We start from the raw sequence: 16346 nt of genomic DNA on the forward strand, positions 1-16346 counted from the left end.
CTAGTAGGAATAGCTGACCGCAACGCCGATGAACGGAACGACCGGAACATCCTCAAGATCCGCGTTCAACTCATCGATATCAGCCTGCACAGTGCCGGTGTTGTCGTCAGACGACACCTCTAACGAAGACACGATCACACCGATGTCACCCGACACAGACCAGCCCGAGGCGACTTCGGTGCTGAAACCGGTGCTCAACAGCGGCGCCACTTCGTTCTTGAAGTTGATCTCGCCGTCATAGGTTGTGAGGCCATCCGTGACGGTGCCCGTCACCTCACTGGTGGAAAAGAACAACCCACCTGACAGCCGCCACGCGTTAGCCAGCGGGTAAAAGTCGGCAAGGAGAGCAACGCCGCCCAGATCGGCCTCACCATCAACGGTCGCATCGTCGATATCAAATTCATCATCGAAACTAAGACCGCCCATTACCATTCCACGGACGCCAACCTGCGGACTAACAGCATATTCACCTTCCAGAGACAGACCAAAATTGGTCACACCCACACCAAATGACACGCCATCGAAATTCTGCGCCACAGCACCCGTGGCCATCGTGCCGAGTGTCGTCGCAGCAAGTATTGCCTTTAAAGTCATCAGCTATCCTTTCTTGTTTATAATCCAAGGGCCCTGCTGCCCTACTGCGCGACGTAGTCCTTGATTGCCACCAGGGAAGGGCGCGGCGCACCTGTCGCGCATTTTGCGCGGTCGTGCGGAATTGTAGATATGAAAAAACGCCCGACCTTTTGGCCGGGCGTTTCGTTCTTGATCTATCTCGAGAGGCGAGAGCCTACTCTTCGCCTTCTTCTTTTGTGATCTCTTTACCGGTTTCCTGATCAACCATCTTCATGGCCAAACGAACCTTGCCGCGGTCATCAAAGCCCAGCAGTTTAACCCAGACTTCCTGACCTTCCTTAAGAACATCCGAAGGATGGTTCAGGCGGCGGTTCTCGATCTGGGACACATGCACCAGACCATCGCGCTTGCCAAAGAAGTTCACAAAGGCGCCGAAATCGACCAGTTTCACAACTGTGCCTTTGTAGATCACGCCTTCTTCCGGTTCGGCCACGATCGAATAGATCATGTCGTAGGCTTTCTTGATCGCCTCGGCATCGTTCGACGCCAGCTTGATCACACCGTCGTCGTTGATGTCGACTTTGGCACCGGATGTTTCCACGATCTCGCGGATGACCTTACCGCCGGACCCGATCACTTCACGGATCTTGTCAGTCGGGATTTGCATGGTCTCGATCTTGGGTGCGTGCACAGAGAATTCCTGCGCGCCCGTGATGGCTTTGCTCATCTCACCCAGAATATGCAAACGGCCTGCTTTCGCCTGCTCAAGCGCCTTTTTCATGATCTCTGGCGTGATGCCTGCGATCTTGATGTCCATCTGCAAGGATGTGATGCCGTTTTCGGTACCCGCAACCTTGAAGTCCATATCGCCAAGGTGGTCTTCGTCACCCAAGATATCGGACAGAATGGCGTAAGAGCCGTCTTCTTCCATCACCAGACCCATGGCCACACCGGCAACCGGTGCCTTCAGTGGCACACCAGCGTCCATCATGGACAAAGACCCACCGCAGACAGATGCCATCGAGGATGACCCGTTGGATTCAGTAATCTCGGACACCACGCGAATGGTGTAGGGGAAATCCGTTGGTGCAGGCAGAACCGCCTGCAGCGCACGCCATGCCAACTTGCCATGACCGATCTCGCGACGACCAGGGCCAGCAACGCGGCCCACTTCACCCACCGAATAGGGCGGGAAGTTGTAGTGCAGCATGAAGTTGGATTTATACATGCCTGTCAGCGCGTCGATCATCTGTTCGTCGTCGCCGGTGCCCAGCGTGGTCACAACCAGACCCTGGGTTTCGCCACGTGTGAACAAGGCAGAACCGTGGGTGCGTGGCAAGATGCCGGTTTCGGACACGATCGGGCGGATGGTGTCGAGGGCACGGCCATCAATCCGCTTGCCGTTCTTGACAACATCACCGCGCAGAACGCTGGATTCCAGCTTTTTCAGCGCCGCACCAAGGTTGCTATCTTCCTGCTGCTCTTCGGTCAGCGCGTCGATGATCTCTTGCTTGGCATTGGCAACAGCGGCAGTGCGCTCCTGCTTGTCGGTGATCGCATAAGCGGCACGCATTTTGTCTTCACCAGCGGCTTTTACAGCGGCTGACAGCTCGGAATAATCCTCAGGCTGGAAGTCAAAGGGTTCTTTCGCGCAATCTTCGGCCAGATCAATGATCAGGTCGATGACTGGCTGGATCTGCTCGTGTGCGAAAGTGACCGCGCCCAGCATTTCGTCCTCGGACAGCTCATAGGCTTCGGATTCAACCATCATCACGGCGTCTTTGGTGCCGGCCACAACAAGGTCCAAACGCTGCTCTGGGTTCATGCGCAGGTTGTGCATGTCGTCGATTTCAGGGTTCAGGATGTATTCGCCATCTTCATAGCCCACGCGACACGCTGCAATCGGGCCACGGAAAGGCGCGCCGGAAATTGTCAACGCAGCAGAGGCCGCGATCATCGCAACCATGTCAGGGTCGTTGACCATGTCGTGGCTCAGCACAGTGCACATGACCAGAACTTCGTTTTTGAAGCCAGGCACGAACAAGGGGCGAATTGGACGGTCGATCAAACGGGATGTCAGCGTCTCTTTTTCGGTTGGACGCGCTTCGCGCTTGAAAAAGCCGCCAGGCACTTTGCCGGCAGCATAGTATTTCTCTTGGTAGTGAACGGTCAGCGGGAAAAAGTCTTGCCCCGGTTTTTGCTTACGTGCAAATGTCACGTTCGCCATAACGCTGGTTTCACCCAGTGTCGCGATGACAGAGCCATCGGCTTGGCGGGCAACCTTGCCCGTTTCCAGTGTCAGCGTTTCTTCGCCCCACTGAATTGATTTCTTCACTTCATTAAACATGATGTCTTCCTAGTTGGCCTGTTTGGCCTTTTGCGTAGGGGGCGTATTCCCCCTCATCCCAATATCTTCTTTGGTCAGGCGCTGGAATGCGGGCGCCAGTCTCTCAAGATTGTTGGGCCTTATCGCAGATTGCAGCGTTTGGGAAGGGGGCGTGAGAAGTCGCAGAGGATCACGCAAGGAATGCTCGCCCACGTGAGAACCACAGCAAATGACAGCTATGAGCCCTTATTCCCCACCATGCAGGCGCTGCATGTTGGGCTGGGCAGAAGCGCGCTTGACCGACGGCCAAGCCGTGATGCGCGCTTAGCTGACCGCTGAGCGGGCCGAATTTAGCAATGGTTTGAATCGCGGCCTTTATCACTTGCCGGCCATTGTTGCGCGTTTTCGCGGGCTGGCCAGCAGATGCTGAAGTCACTTGGTTCTAAATCTTCCCGACTTTGAAACCACGCGACAAATGATGACGCATCGAAAACACCAAAACTGCGCCGGGGATCATGGATGCAACTGTGACTGCCATGACCAAGCCGATGTCTGTTTGGAATCCAAAGAGGGCATTGATCGCCATGCTGATCGGCTTGCCGTTGGTGGTTGTCAGGATCCGCGCAAAGACAACCTCGACCCAAGAGAACATGAAGCAGAAGAAGGCGGTCACTGCGATACCGGGTGCGATTTGTGGCAAAAGTAATGTCCAGATAAAGCGCGGTCGTGAGTACCCATCCAGAAATGCGGTTTCGTCCTGTTCTTTGGGGATGGCTGATATGAAACCCTGCAAAATCCAGATCGAGATTGGCAGATTGAAGAGACAGTGCGCCAGAGCGATCCCAAACACCGAATTGACGATCCCGAGCGCCGAGAAAAGCTGAAATATTGGCAAAGTCAGGACCACAGGGGGCGTGATGCGGAAAGCGATGAAGGCGAAAAACAGGTGTTTGTCGCCCACGAAGGACATCCGCGAGAAAGCATAGGCGGCAGGAATTGCGATCGGTACGGTAATGCAGATGTTGATCAGCACATAGGCGATCGAATTCCCGAAGGCCGCGCGCAAGTTCGGGTCGCTCAAGATATTGGCGTAGTTCCCCAAAGTCAGGCTACCGACGTCTGTTCCGGGCCGGGGAAGGGTGGCGATGAAACTGATCATCGTCATTTGCACCAGCGGCAGGCACGCAAAAACAATGAACAAGATGAGACCAGTTGTCTTGATGTAGGAAAGTGCGCGCAGAAACATCGTCAGGTGGCCTTTGTTGTTTCGGGCGCATCAATCTTGTTCTGGGCCTTTGTAAAGAGCCAGGCCACCGTCAAGACAATCAGGAAATAGAGCACCGAGCGTGCGGCGGACGGGCCGTAGTTAAAGGCTTTGATTTCTTCCCCAAGATCAACGGCGAGGAACATCGTGGCACCATCTGGCCCGCCTGCGTTGATCGGGAAAGCCTCCGTGTAGATCATGAAAGAATCCATAAACCGCAGCAAGACAGCCATCAGCAAAACATACTGGAGTTTCGGAAGTTGAATATGACGAAAGACCTGCCAAGGACCTGCCCCGTCAATTTCGGCGGCTTGGTAGTAGGACGCGGGGATCGTTGTCAGCGCGGAATAACAAAGGATCACGACAAGGCTGGTCCAATGCCATGTGTCCATAATGATAATGACGGCCCATGTTTGCACTGCCGACATTTTCCACTCAGCCGACCACCCCAACGCCGCCATCATCCGCCCTAGGATTCCGGTGTCGGGGTTGAGCAGGCTGAGCCAGAGTGACGGGATCATATTCCATGGAACCAAGAGGGGCAGTGCGACACCGGCCAGCGCCAATCCGACCCAAAACTGCCGTTTGGGAATACAAAGCGCGATCGCGATGCCGAGCGGAATCTGAATCGCCAGCACCAATGCCGAAAACAACGTGCTGCGTCCAAAGCTGGACCAGAAACGCCCCGAGCTGATGATCTCATTGTACCATTCTGTTCCGACCCAAAACCGCCGGTCCAGAACGAAGATTTCAAAGAACGAGTAATTGATGACTGTGATGAGCGGGATCAGCCCGACGAGGCCCAAAAGCAAAACCGCAGGCAGCACAAAGAGCCAGCCGGTATTGTTGCGCTCCTTCATGCTACACGTCTTTGGTCGTGTTCATTGCAAGCGCTTAGACATTGACAATGTCCGTGCTCCATTTTTGGCAGTCGGTGACCAATTTCTCAGGCAGTTCGCCATCTGTGAAAAGGACTGTCACGTCGGCAAGCGAGCAGATTGTGAGCGGCGCTTTTCGCTGGAATTTGTGATGGTCAGCGACGACCATGACATTGCGGGACCGTTGGATCGCGCTCCGGCTGACCAAAACTTCCTGGCCGTCAAAGTCCAGCAGGTCGCCATCTTCGTCAATTGCAGAACAGCCCAAGACGGAAAAATCAAACTTGAACTGCTTGACCATCTCAGCGGTTAACCCGCCCACAAGCCCCCCGTCAGCACGGCGCAGGACACCGCCGGTCAGTATGATTTCGCAGCTATGATTGGCCGCCAGTGTATTTGCGATGTTCAGATTGTTCGTCACGACGAGCAGATTTTCGTGGTCCAGCAGTTCGCGCGCGACTGCTTCTGTGGTTGTGCCGATGTTCATAAAGACCGATGCGCCATCCGGGATTGATGCAGCACATGCAGCGGCAATGGCGCGTTTGCCATCCTCGTTCAGGCGCCGGCGTTCGTTGTAGACAATATTCACAACACCAGAGGGAATGACCGCGCCGCCATGGACACGCTCAAGCCGTCCAGTCTCGGCGAGTTCAGAGAGATCACGTCGGATTGTCTGGACTGTGACATCGTATATTTCAGCAAGCCCGTCGACGGTGACTTTGCCTTCTTTACGCGCCAGTTCAAGTATCTCTTGTTGTCGAAAGTTCGAGACCAATGCCTTCTCCCCCAAAAAGCTGTGCTTATCAGAAGGCGTATTCTCATAGGCCTCGGTAAGCCCACAAACAATCAACAACAGAATCTTCCCGTCAAGGGCTGATACGCTCGTTTTGCAAAAACGAGGTGGAAAACTCATCAAAGACGAACTCATTTCCCCAGCAAAATAGGAAAACAGTAAGAAACGAACAAATACGAACATTCGTTATTGACCTATCATTCCTCATGGTGCCTATTGTCAAAACGTCGCAGCCGGGGAGGGTTAGGCGCAGCTTAGATGCGGGGGGGGCGTCGGTGATTCAGACTCAACACAAAGACGTCGTCGACCTTTTCGTGATCGGCGGAGGCATCAACGGGTGCGGTATCGCGCGCGACGCGGTCGGCCGTGGTCTGAGCGTCGAACTGGCTGAAATGAATGATCTGGCGTCCGGCACATCCTCGGCATCGACCAAGCTGTTTCATGGCGGTCTGCGGTATCTAGAATATTTTGAAGTGCGTCTTGTTCGCGAAGCGTTGATCGAGCGCGAAACCTTACTGCGCGCAATGCCCCATATCAGTTGGCCGATGCGCTTTGTGCTTCCCTATCATCAGGACATGCGTTTCGAGGGAAATACGCCGACGTCAAAAGTGCTCAACATCGTGATGCCGTGGATGAAGGGACGTCGTCCCGCATGGCTCATTCGGTTCGGGCTGTTTTTATATGATAACCTCGGCGGACGTCAGATCCTTAAGGGGACGACGTCTTTGCGTTTGGCTGGCACGCCCGAGGGCGCGCCTTTGCAGGACCGTTTTGAGAAGGCCTATGAGTATTCAGACTGCTGGATTGAAGACAGCCGGCTGGTGGTTCTCAATGCGCGCGATGCCGGGTCCCGCGGCGCGCGGATCAATGTCCGGACCAAAGTCGTGTCCGCCGAGCAGGTGGACGGCCACTGGCACGTCACTGTCGAGGCGCAAGACAGCGGCGAACGCCGTCTGATTGTTGCGCGGATGATCGTCAACGCGGGTGGCCCATGGGTCGAGAACGTTATTCGCAACACGGTACGCATCAATTCGACTGAAGGCGTGCGGCTTGTCCGTGGCAGTCACATCGTGACCCACAAGCTCTATGACCACGACAAATGCTATTTCTTCCAAGGCGAAGATGGCCGGATCATTTTTACGATCCCCTATGAGACTGATTTTACCCTGATCGGGACGACCGATGCGGATCATACCGATGTTGACGCAAAGCCGGTCTGCACCCCGGAAGAGCAAGCCTATCTCTTGGATTTTGTGTCAAAATATCTCACGAAACCAGTCACCAAAGATGATGTCGTCTGGACATATTCGGGTGTGCGCCCGCTGTATAATGACGGCGCTAGTTCGGCGACTGCGGCAACGCGTGACTATGTCCTGAAAGTAGATCAATCTGCAGGAGCGCCGATTCTGAATGTCTTCGGCGGCAAGATTACGACCTACAGAAAATTGGCTGAATCCGCGCTGGAAAAAATCGCCCCGTTCTTTCCGAGTTTGGGCGACCCTTGGACTGCGGGGGTGGCACTTCCGGGCGGAGACTTTGCGGTTGATGGTGTCGGCGCGCTGAACGACCAGCTGATTGCCCAATATCCGTTTTTGTCTGAACGCTGGGCGTCCCGGCTGGTTAAGGCTTACGGTGTGGAGGCCGCCGAGATCCTTGGGGATGCGAAAACCAAAGCGGATTTGGGGCGCGCTTTTGGTGCTGATTTGACCGAACGCGAAGTGAGGTGGCTGATCGATAATGAGTATGCGCGCAACGCTGAAGACATCGTGTGGCGCAGATCAAAGCTTGGCCTGAAGATGACGCAGCAGGAAATTGATTTGTTGGACGAATGGATGGCCGCCGTGCCGATCGTGCCGTTTTTGCAAAACGCAGTGTGAACTGCGCAAGGGGAGAGAGAAATGTCACTTGTTCTAGAGGGCGTGTCCAAGGTCGTGAGTGGCCAGACACACATCTACCAGACCAATCTGGAACTGTTGCCCGGAACCATGAACGTTCTGCTTGGACCAACGTCTTCGGGCAAAACGTCACTGATGCGTTTGATGGCGGGCCTTGATGTGCCTCAAACCGGGAAAATCATCTGGGACGGCAAAGACGTGACCGGTATGCGTGTGCAGGATCGCGGTGTGGCGATGGTCTATCAGCAATTCATCAACTACCCGTCCATGACCGTCTACGACAATATCGCAAGCCCCATGCGTTTGCTTGGCAAGACGGCAGACCAGATCGATGCGGCCGTCAAGAAAGCCGCCGACCTAATGAAACTGTCGGGCATGCTGGATCGCAAGCCGCTTGAGCTTTCAGGCGGCCAACAGCAGCGCTGCGCCCTTGCGCGCGCGCTGGTAAAGGATGCCGGGCTTGTCTTGTTGGACGAACCTTTGGCCAACCTTGACTATAAATTGCGCGAAGAACTGCGCGCTGAGATTCCCAAAATTTTCGAGGAAGCCGGTTCTATCTTTGTTTATGCGACGACCGAACCAGAAGAAGCGCTTTTGCTTGGCGGCAACACTGCGACGATGTGGGAGGGCAGGATCACCCAGTTCGACCGCACGCCGATCGTCTACAGACAGCCCGTCAATGCGACCACGGCCCGCGTCTTTTCAGACCCGCCAATGAACTTTCTTAAGGTGCGCAAGTCTGGCGACCGGATTCTCTTCGGAGACGGGCAGGCAGCAGCGGCCGCTGGCGCCTTTTCACAGCTTACCGATGGCAACTACCTTGCCGGTTTCCGCCCCAACCATCTCGAACTGCAAAGCCATGCAGCCGATGCGATGGCCTTTACCGGCAAGCTGAATGTCACAGAGATCACCGGATCTGAAACTTTCGTGCATCTCGACCATCATGGCGAAAATTGGGTTGGTCTTGTTCACGGGGTCAAGAACCTCGAAATCGGCGCATCTTTGACGGTCTATCTCGATCCCAGACACATCTACATCTTTGCAGAAGACGGCACGTCCGTTGCCGCTGCATCCTACGCAGCAGCCGCTTGAGGGAGAACGACAATGGCAAAGATCACCCTTGATAATCTGGCGCATTCCTATCTGCCAAACCCTACGAGCGATGATGACTACGCGCTCAAAGAGCTGAACCACGATTGGGTGGACGGTGAAGCCTACGCGCTGCTTGGGTCCTCTGGCTGTGGTAAGTCGACACTGCTCAATATCATTTCGGGCCTTTTGCATCCCAGTCAGGGCCGCATCCTGTTCAACGACCGTGACGTGACCATGGCGCCCACAACACAGCGCAATATCGCGCAGGTGTTTCAGTTCCCGGTTGTCTACGACACGATGACGGTCCGCGATAACCTTGCCTTTCCGCTGCGCAACAGAGGCGCAGATCCCGCCTATATCAAAGAGCGCGTGCAGCAAATTGCCCACATGATTGGCATGGAAGCCACGTTGGATCGCAAAGCCCGTGGTCTGACTGCTGATGCGAAGCAGAAGATATCCTTAGGGCGCGGCATGGTGCGCGAGGATGTGAACGCGCTGCTTTTCGACGAACCACTGACGGTGATTGACCCGCATATGAAGTGGGAGTTGCGCACACAGCTGAAATCGCTGCATCACGAGTTCGGTCACACGATGATCTACGTCACACATGACCAGACCGAAGCGCTGACGTTCGCCGACAAGGTGGTGGTGATGTATGACGGCCGTGTTGTGCAAATGGGCACGCCACAAGAGCTGTTTGAGCGCCCTGAACATACCTTTGTCGGGTATTTTATCGGATCACCTGGCATGAACGTTCTGGATGCGACAGTGAATGGCGATACAGCGGTTGTCGCTGGCACACAGATTTCGCTTGGCAAAAGCTTTGGGACACCGGGCGGTAAAGTCGAGATTGGTGTGCGGCCTGAATTTACGTCTCTGAGTGACGGTAACGATGGTCTGCCGGTCACGATCAAGCGGGTCGAGGATGTCGGGCGCCACAAGATTGTGCGCGCGGATTTTCACGGAACCGAAATCAACGTCATCGCCGCAGAAGGCGAAAACATTTCACCCGACATGAACCGCATTGTTTTCGATATGGCTGGCGTGAACATCTACGCCGACAGCTGGCGTGTTGCGCCGCTGGTGGCCTGAGATGAGCGCTCTTTTGACCACCACTCTTCCGTCTGCATCAAGAGGAACCCGTCATGAATAAGACCGTCAATCAAAAGGCATGGTTTCTGATTTTGCCCGTGCTTGTGCTTGTCGCATTCTCTGCCGTCATTCCGCTTATGACTGTGGTGAATTACTCGGTGCAGGACACATTCGGGAACAACCAGTTCTTTTGGGCCGGTCTTGACTGGTTCAGGGACCTGATGTCGTCCGAGCGCATGTGGGATGCCCTGGGACGGCAGATCGCGTTTTCTGCGATCATTCTTGTCATCCAGATCCCGCTTGGCGTGTTTGTAGCGTTGAATATGCCCAAAAAGGGGTTCTGGGCCTCATTCTGTCTGATCCTGATGTCGTTGCCGCTGCTTATTCCGTGGAATGTGGTGGGGACCATTTGGCAGATTTTTGGCCGCGTCGATATTGGTTTGCTGGGATATACGCTCGATTCTTTCGGGATCGACTACAACTACACCCAGAACTTCTATGCGGCATGGATCACCGTCATTGTGATGGATGTCTGGCACTGGACATCTTTGGTTGCCCTGCTTGCCTACGCTGGTCTGCAATCGATCCCGGATGCGTATTATCAGGCCGCGAAAATCGATCAGGCGAGCCGCTGGAAAGTGTTCCGCTTTATTGAGCTGCCCAAAATCATGGGCGTCCTGATGATTGCGATCCTTCTGCGGTTTATGGATAGTTTCATGATCTACACCGAGCCATTCGTGGTGACCGGCGGTGGGCCAGGCAATTCGACAACGTTCTTGTCAATCGACCTCGTGAAAATGGCACTCGGACAGTTCGACCTTGGCCCTGCTGCCGCGTTCTCGATCATGTACTACCTCGTGATCCTCTTGATTTCATACGTCTTCTACACCGTCATGACGAACCTCGACAAAAGGGATGGCCACTGATGTCTGATATTACAAACAAGCGCGGCATGGGCTTTCCGAGAGTGAACGGCAGTGCCGTTGTGATGGGTCTGTATCTGCTGTTCTTGCTGCTGCCGATTTATTGGCTGCTCAACATGAGCCTGAAGACCAATACCGAAATCCTGAGCGGTTTCAGCCTTTGGCCACAGGATCTGACTTTTCAGAACTACGTGACAATCCTAACCGATGCATCGTGGTATACGGGTTATCTGAATTCTATGACCTATGTGGTTATGAACGTAGTCATTTCGCTGGCCGTCGCATTGCCTGCCGCCTATGCCTTCAGCCGGTATACGTTCCTTGGTGACAAGCATCTGTTCTTCTGGTTGCTCACGAACCGGATGGCCCCGCCTGCGGTCTTTGCCTTGCCGTTCTTTCAACTCTACAGCTCGGTCGGACTGTTCGACACGCATATTGCGGTTGCTTTGGCGCACTGCCTGTTTAACGTACCACTGGCGGTCTGGATTCTCGAAGGGTTCATGCGCGGCGTTCCCAAAGAGATCGACGAAACCGCTTATATCGACGGCTATTCTTTTCCACGGTTCTTTATCCGCATCTTCACACCACTTGTGGCGTCCGGGATCGGGGTAACGGCGTTCTTTCTGTTTATGTTCAGCTGGGTAGAACTGCTGCTGAGCCGCACGCTGACCAGTGTGGACGCAAAACCGATTGCGGCAACCATGACCCGGACCGTCGGTGCGGCCGGCATTGACTGGGGTGTTCTGGCGGCTGCCGGCGTCCTGACGATCGTACCCGGTGCCTTGGTTATCTATTTTGTCCGCAACTACATCGCCAAGGGTTTTGCCCTGGGCCGCGTGTAAGAAACGAAACGGGAGAGAAAAAATGGAATGGATGGCATGGACTTGGCCGACCGCCGTTTTCTTTGGAATCATCGCGATCACATTGATCACCTTTACGGTGCTTGCGATCAAATTCCCCGAGGTGCCACGCAACGGCATCCTCGGGATCGAAACGACGCGTGGTGACAGACTATTCATCACGCTCCTGGGCTCGGCCTTTATCAATCTGGCTTGGATCGGGATGCTCAGTGCGCCTCAGTGGGGGGCACTGGTCGTGTGCTTTTTCTATGCTTTAGCGGTCTTCCGCTGGGTCTAGAAACAAGCAATCGGGGACCCGGCGCGCAAGAACCGGGCGACCATAAACGTTCTTATAAGGGAGGAACACTCATGAACTTGCGATTAAGAGGAACAACCGCGCTTACTTTCGCGGCATGCCTGCTCGCCGCTCCGGCGTTCGCAGATATGGATGCTGCGAGGGCATTCCTTGACAGTGAAATCGGGGATTTGTCGTCGCTTAGCCGTGCCGAGCAAGAAGCAGAGATGCAGTGGTTTATTGACGCGGCAGAGCCTTATGTCGGTATGTCCATCAATGTTGTGTCGGAAACAATCGGGACCCATGAATACGAGTCTTCGGTTCTGGCACCGGCATTTGAAGCCATCACCGGTATCAAAGTCACGCACGATCTGATCGGTGAAGGGGACGTTGTTGAAAAACTACAAACCCAGATGCAGTCGGGCGAAAACATCTATGACGCCTACATCAACGACTCTGATCTGATCGGAACGCACTGGCGCTATCAGCAAGCGCGCAACCTGACAGACTGGATGGCTGGTGACGGCGCTGCGGTGACCAACCCCAACCTGAATCTGGAAGACTTTATCGGTTTGTCCTTCACGACCGGTCCAGACGGCAAGCTTTATCAGTTGCCCGACCAGCAGTTCGCGAACCTTTACTGGTTCCGGTACGATTGGTTCAACGACGAACAGAACAAAGCCGACTTCCTGGCCGAATATGGCTATGAACTGGGTGTTCCGGTGAACTGGACTGCCTATGAGGATATCGCCGAGTTCTTTACCGGTCGTGACTTGTCGCGTCTGGGCGTTGAAGGCGAAGTCTTTGGCAACATGGACTACGGCAAGAAAGACCCGTCTTTGGGTTGGCGCTATACGGATGCGTGGCTGTCCATGGCTGGCGTCGGTGACATCGGTGAGCCAAACGGCCTGCCGGTTGACGAATGGGGTATTCGTGTAAACGAGAATTCCCAGCCTGTCGGGTCCTGTGTTGCACGTGGTGGTGCCACGAATGGTCCGGCTGCTGTCTATGCCGTCACCAAAGCGATCGAATGGCTGCAAAAGTACTCTCCACCGGCTGCTGCTGGTATGACGTTCTCTGAAGCGGGACCAATTCCTGCCCAAGGCAACATCGCGCAGCAGATGTTCTGGTACACCGCATTTACCGCAGCTTCGGTAGAGCCCGGTTTGCCAGTGATGAACGAAGATGGCACGCCAAAGTGGCGTATGGCACCTTCGCCGCACGGTGCGTATTGGGTTGAGGGAACCAAAATCGGCTATCAAGACGCCGGTTCCTGGACACTGATGGAGTCTACTCCTGTGGATCGCGCACAGGCTGCTTGGCTCTATGCGCAGTTCGTCACGTCCCTGACCGTGGACGTGAAGAAAAGCCACGTGGGTCTGACGTTCATTCGTGAATCGACAATCCAGCATGAAAGCTTCACCGAGCGTGCACCGCGTTTGGGTGGTCTGGTCGAGTTCTACCGCTCGCCAGCACGGGTTCAGTGGTCGCCAACCGGCACCAATGTTCCTGACTATCCAAAGCTCGCTCAACTGTGGTGGCAGAACATCGGCGACGCAATGTCCGGTGCAAAGACGCCTCAGGAAGCACTGGATTCTCTTTGCGCCGATCAAGAAGCGGTCCTGATCCGTCTTGAGCGTGCTGGTGTGCAGGGTGATCTTGGTCCAGTCATGAACGAAGAGCGCGATCCATCTTATTGGCTTGAACAGCCAGGTGCGCCAAAGCCAATGCTTGCGAACGAAGAAGAAACGCCGGTGACAGTTCCTTACGACGAACTGATCCTTTCCTGGCAGTAAGCTTCCAATCTGGGGCCAGTTTTCTGGCCCCAGATCCCACCGAGAAAAATCTTCTGAAAATTGGGCTAGGCGTCGGGCGTCTGGTTTTGTCCGGCAGCCACCTGTCGTGGCGGTAACCTATTTTGCAGCCTAACGAACCTTGGGGATGCGCTTGACCTATATTCTTGCAATCGATCAGGGCACAACGTCGACCCGCGCAACTGTGTTTGATGCCACAATGGGCGTCCTTGCCAGCACGCAAGAAGAATTCACCCAGCATTTCCCGCAGTCAGGTTGGGTTGAGCATGATCCAGAAGACCTCTGGAAGACGACGGTTGGAACATGCGGGATGGCCATCGCGCGATCGGGGATCAGCCCTTCCCAGATTGCAGGGATCGGCATCACCAATCAGCAAGAATTCGCGGCATCCTGGGTGCGGGAAACGCAGTTCCAACTGCAAATGGATGACGCGCAGCGCAACGCCAAATACGCGGTCTGGAAAAAAGTCGCCCATGCCACGATGAGCTTTTGAAAGAGACCCATGACTGAAAAAACACTTCGCCGCCATCTGACCGAAAGCGCGCTGGATCCAAACCTGATCTTCTTGCTTGAGGACATTGCAAGTGCCTGTCGCGTGGTCGCCAACCGGATCCGCAACGGTGCATTCGAAGGGAACCTTGGGTCTGCCGATGCGACAAATGTGCAAGGTGAGACACAGAAAACCCTCGATATTCTGGCCAATGATGAATTCGAGAGGATTTGCGCAAACAGTCCGCGCCTTGCCGCGCTTGTGTCTGAAGAGGTCGAAGAAGTGACCTGGCTCAAAGAGCCGGAGGCCGGTGATTATCTGCTTTACTTTGATCCGTTGGACGGATCGTCAAATCTGGACGTGAACCTTTCGGTTGGGTCGATTTTTGCGATCATGCAGGTGCAATCCGACGCGGATCGCAGTGTCCTGCGTGCAGGGCGCAAACAGGTGTGCGCAGGCTATGCGCTCTACGGTCCGTCAACCACGCTGGTCCTGACAACCGGATCAGAGGTTGCAGGGTTTACGAACGAGAGCGGAACGGGCGACTTTCGGTTGACGCACCCTGCGATGACTGTCCCGCAGGAGACATCGGAGTTCGCGATCAATACGTCGCGCTACCGCTATTGGGACCAGCCAGTGCGCCGCTATGTCGATGAATGCGTTGCAGGCGAAGAGGGCATTCGGGAACGCGCGTTCAATATGCGCTGGACCGCTTCGATGGTGGCGGACATTCACCGTATTCTGACGCGCGGCGGCGTTTTCCTATACCCTGCCGACAGTGAAAACCGCGCCGCAGGTGGCAAGCTTCGCCTGATGTATGAAGCGAACCCGATGGCAATGATTATTGAAAATGCCGGCGGCGCCGCGACAACCGGCCACCACCCGATTTTGGATATTCAACCCACCGGACCGCATCAGCGAGTGCCTGTCATCATGGGGTCAAAGTCCGAAGTTGATCGGTTGCTTCGCTACCACAAGGCAGATTCTCAATAACCGAAAGGACGCCTCTATGGCTCTTGTATCGCTTCGCCAACTTCTTGATCACGCTGCCGAGCACTCCTATGCGCTGCCCGCCTTTAACGTGAACAACATGGAACAGATGTTGGCAATCATGTCAGCAGCTGATGCCACAGACAGCCCCGTCATCATGCAGGCCAGCCGTGGCGCACGTGCGTTTGCGAACGATATTGTCCTGTCGCACCTGATCCGCGCCGCGATCGCGCTCTATCCGCATATCCCTGTGTGCATGCATCAAGATCACGGGAATTCACCCGCGACATGTATGTCGGCGATTACGAACGGCTTTTCGTCGGTCATGATGGATGGCTCTTTGCAAAGCGACGGCAAAACACCGGCGAACTTTGCCTACAACGTGGCTGTCACTGCGAAAGTAACAGAGATGGCGCATCTTGTTGGTGTCTCGGTTGAAGGGGAACTAGGACATCTGGGGTCGCTTGAAACCGGCAAGGGCGAGGTCGAGGATGGCCACGGTTTCGAAGGGAAACTGGATCGTGCATCCCTTGTGACAGATCCCGAAGAAGCCGAGGCCTTTGTGCGTCTGACACAGGTTGATGCGTTGGCAGTTGCGATTGGCACGTCACACGGGGCCTATAAGTTTTCGCGCAAACCCGACGGAGAGATATTGGCGATGGACGCACTGAAAGATATTCATGCCCGTATCCCTGACACGCATCTGGTGATGCACGGATCATCCTCCGTCCCGCAGGAACTGCAGGATATCATCAACACATACGGTGGCGACATCGCGCCAACCTGGGGCGTTCCCGTCGAGGAAATTGTACGTGGGATCAAGTATGGTGTGCGCAAGGTGAATATCGACACAGACCTGCGCATGGCACTGACCGGTGCGATCCGAAAGGTTTTCGCCGAAACACCCGGCGAATTTGATCCGCGAAAATACCTCGCACCGGGGGTAGACGCCATGTCGGCGGTGTGCCGTGATCGTTTTGAGAGTTTCGGGGCTGCCGGCATGGCTGGCAAGATCGACCCGATCGCCTTGCCGGTGATGGCCAAGTGGTACGAAGCGGCCAATCTTCAACGCGCGTCATAAG

At 55.0% G+C, this 16346-nt stretch carries 14 protein-coding genes and 1 pseudogene; 10 read left to right on the forward strand and 5 right to left on the reverse strand.

The genetic code is table 11. The features are described 5' to 3' along the window. The 5 genes from B0B09_RS12140 to B0B09_RS12160 all read right to left on the reverse strand — a co-directional run bounded on the left by B0B09_RS12140 (nucleotide 1) and on the right by B0B09_RS12160 (nucleotide 5816). Complete coding sequence (locus B0B09_RS12140) at nucleotides 1-594, reverse strand: hypothetical protein (protein ID WP_076660148.1); 594 nt, start codon at nucleotides 592-594, stop codon at nucleotides 1-3. Between the two features lie 193 nt (nucleotides 595-787). Continuing rightward, complete coding sequence (gene pnp / locus B0B09_RS12145; protein WP_055295053.1) at nucleotides 788-2920, reverse strand: polyribonucleotide nucleotidyltransferase; 2133 nt, start codon at nucleotides 2918-2920, stop codon at nucleotides 788-790. A 421-nt stretch (nucleotides 2921-3341) separates the two neighbouring features. Continuing rightward, the gene (locus tag B0B09_RS12150; RefSeq protein WP_076660150.1) at nucleotides 3342-4145 is read right to left on the reverse strand and encodes a carbohydrate ABC transporter permease; all 804 of its coding nucleotides are present in this window, start codon (nucleotides 4143-4145) and stop codon (nucleotides 3342-3344) included. A gap of 2 nt (nucleotides 4146-4147) precedes the next feature. Beyond that, complete coding sequence (locus B0B09_RS12155; RefSeq protein WP_076660152.1) at nucleotides 4148-5023, reverse strand: carbohydrate ABC transporter permease; 876 nt, start codon at nucleotides 5021-5023, stop codon at nucleotides 4148-4150. Nucleotides 5024-5057: 34 nt separating this feature from the next. Next, complete coding sequence (locus B0B09_RS12160; RefSeq protein WP_076660650.1) at nucleotides 5058-5816, reverse strand: DeoR/GlpR family DNA-binding transcription regulator; 759 nt, start codon at nucleotides 5814-5816, stop codon at nucleotides 5058-5060. Between the two features lie 293 nt (nucleotides 5817-6109). Between B0B09_RS12160 and glpD the strand changes: the two genes are divergently transcribed. From glpD to fba, 10 genes and pseudogenes are all read left to right on the forward strand, one after another. Next, entirely contained in the window at nucleotides 6110-7711 is a 1602-nt protein-coding gene (gene glpD / locus B0B09_RS12165) for a glycerol-3-phosphate dehydrogenase (RefSeq protein WP_076660154.1), read from the forward strand. Nucleotides 7712-7732: 21 nt separating this feature from the next. Beyond that, nucleotides 7733-8821 (forward strand): ABC transporter ATP-binding protein, encoded by a 1089-nt coding sequence (locus B0B09_RS12170; protein ID WP_076660156.1) that lies wholly within the window; start codon nucleotides 7733-7735, stop codon nucleotides 8819-8821. 12 nt (nucleotides 8822-8833) lie between these two features. Continuing rightward, entirely contained in the window at nucleotides 8834-9913 is a 1080-nt protein-coding gene (locus tag B0B09_RS12175; RefSeq protein ID WP_076660159.1) for an ABC transporter ATP-binding protein, read from the forward strand. Nucleotides 9914-9966: 53 nt separating this feature from the next. After that, nucleotides 9967-10839 carry a carbohydrate ABC transporter permease gene (locus tag B0B09_RS12180; RefSeq protein WP_055295066.1) on the forward strand — a complete coding sequence of 291 codons (873 nt, stop codon included), beginning with the start codon at nucleotides 9967-9969 and terminating at the stop codon, nucleotides 10837-10839. Beyond that, a complete protein-coding gene (locus tag B0B09_RS12185) occupies nucleotides 10839-11678 on the forward strand; it encodes a carbohydrate ABC transporter permease (protein ID WP_076660160.1) in 840 nt (279 codons plus the stop codon). Before B0B09_RS12180 ends, B0B09_RS12185 begins: the two co-directional genes overlap by 1 nt. Nucleotides 11679-11700: 22 nt before the next feature. After that, entirely contained in the window at nucleotides 11701-11973 is a 273-nt protein-coding gene (locus B0B09_RS12190; protein WP_055295069.1) for a DUF2160 domain-containing protein, read from the forward strand. A gap of 71 nt (nucleotides 11974-12044) precedes the next feature. Then, nucleotides 12045-13766: an ABC transporter substrate-binding protein gene (locus tag B0B09_RS12195; protein WP_076660162.1), complete on the forward strand. Its 1722-nt coding sequence runs from the start codon at nucleotides 12045-12047 to the stop codon at nucleotides 13764-13766. A gap of 151 nt (nucleotides 13767-13917) precedes the next feature. Then, nucleotides 13918-14178: pseudogene (locus tag B0B09_RS12200) on the forward strand (FGGY family carbohydrate kinase); the annotation flags it as partial. Nucleotides 14179-14286: 108 nt separating this feature from the next. Beyond that, a complete protein-coding gene (locus tag B0B09_RS12205; protein WP_076660166.1) occupies nucleotides 14287-15267 on the forward strand; it encodes a class 1 fructose-bisphosphatase in 981 nt (326 codons plus the stop codon). Between the two features lie 16 nt (nucleotides 15268-15283). Continuing rightward, nucleotides 15284-16345: a class II fructose-bisphosphate aldolase gene (gene fba, locus B0B09_RS12210; RefSeq protein WP_076660168.1), complete on the forward strand. Its 1062-nt coding sequence runs from the start codon at nucleotides 15284-15286 to the stop codon at nucleotides 16343-16345. Nucleotide 16346: the final 1 nt, after the last annotated feature.

Origin of the sequence: Yoonia rosea, assembly GCF_900156505.1 — a bacterium.
GTDB classification, from domain to species: domain Bacteria; phylum Pseudomonadota; class Alphaproteobacteria; order Rhodobacterales; family Rhodobacteraceae; genus Yoonia; species Yoonia rosea.

Excerpts from the sequence above, each read along its gene's own strand:
- B0B09_RS12140 (WP_076660148.1), bottom strand. The coding sequence starts at position 594 with ATGACTTTAAAGGCAATACTTGCTGCGACGACACTCGGCACGATGGCC.
- pnp (WP_055295053.1), bottom strand. The coding sequence starts at position 2,920 with ATGTTTAATGAAGTGAAGAAATCAATTCAGTGGGGCGAAGAAACGCTG.
- B0B09_RS12150 (WP_076660150.1), bottom strand. The coding sequence starts at position 4,145 with ATGTTTCTGCGCGCACTTTCCTACATCAAGACAACTGGTCTCATCTTG.
- B0B09_RS12155 (WP_076660152.1), bottom strand. The coding sequence starts at position 5,023 with ATGAAGGAGCGCAACAATACCGGCTGGCTCTTTGTGCTGCCTGCGGTT.
- B0B09_RS12170 (WP_076660156.1), top strand. The coding sequence starts at position 7,733 with ATGTCACTTGTTCTAGAGGGCGTGTCCAAGGTCGTGAGTGGCCAGACA.
- B0B09_RS12175 (WP_076660159.1), top strand. The coding sequence starts at position 8,834 with ATGGCAAAGATCACCCTTGATAATCTGGCGCATTCCTATCTGCCAAAC.
- B0B09_RS12180 (WP_055295066.1), top strand. The coding sequence starts at position 9,967 with ATGAATAAGACCGTCAATCAAAAGGCATGGTTTCTGATTTTGCCCGTG.
- B0B09_RS12185 (WP_076660160.1), top strand. The coding sequence starts at position 10,839 with ATGTCTGATATTACAAACAAGCGCGGCATGGGCTTTCCGAGAGTGAAC.
- B0B09_RS12190 (WP_055295069.1), top strand. The coding sequence starts at position 11,701 with ATGGAATGGATGGCATGGACTTGGCCGACCGCCGTTTTCTTTGGAATC.
- B0B09_RS12195 (WP_076660162.1), top strand. The coding sequence starts at position 12,045 with ATGAACTTGCGATTAAGAGGAACAACCGCGCTTACTTTCGCGGCATGC.
- B0B09_RS12205 (WP_076660166.1), top strand. The coding sequence starts at position 14,287 with ATGACTGAAAAAACACTTCGCCGCCATCTGACCGAAAGCGCGCTGGAT.
- fba (WP_076660168.1), top strand. The coding sequence starts at position 15,284 with ATGGCTCTTGTATCGCTTCGCCAACTTCTTGATCACGCTGCCGAGCAC.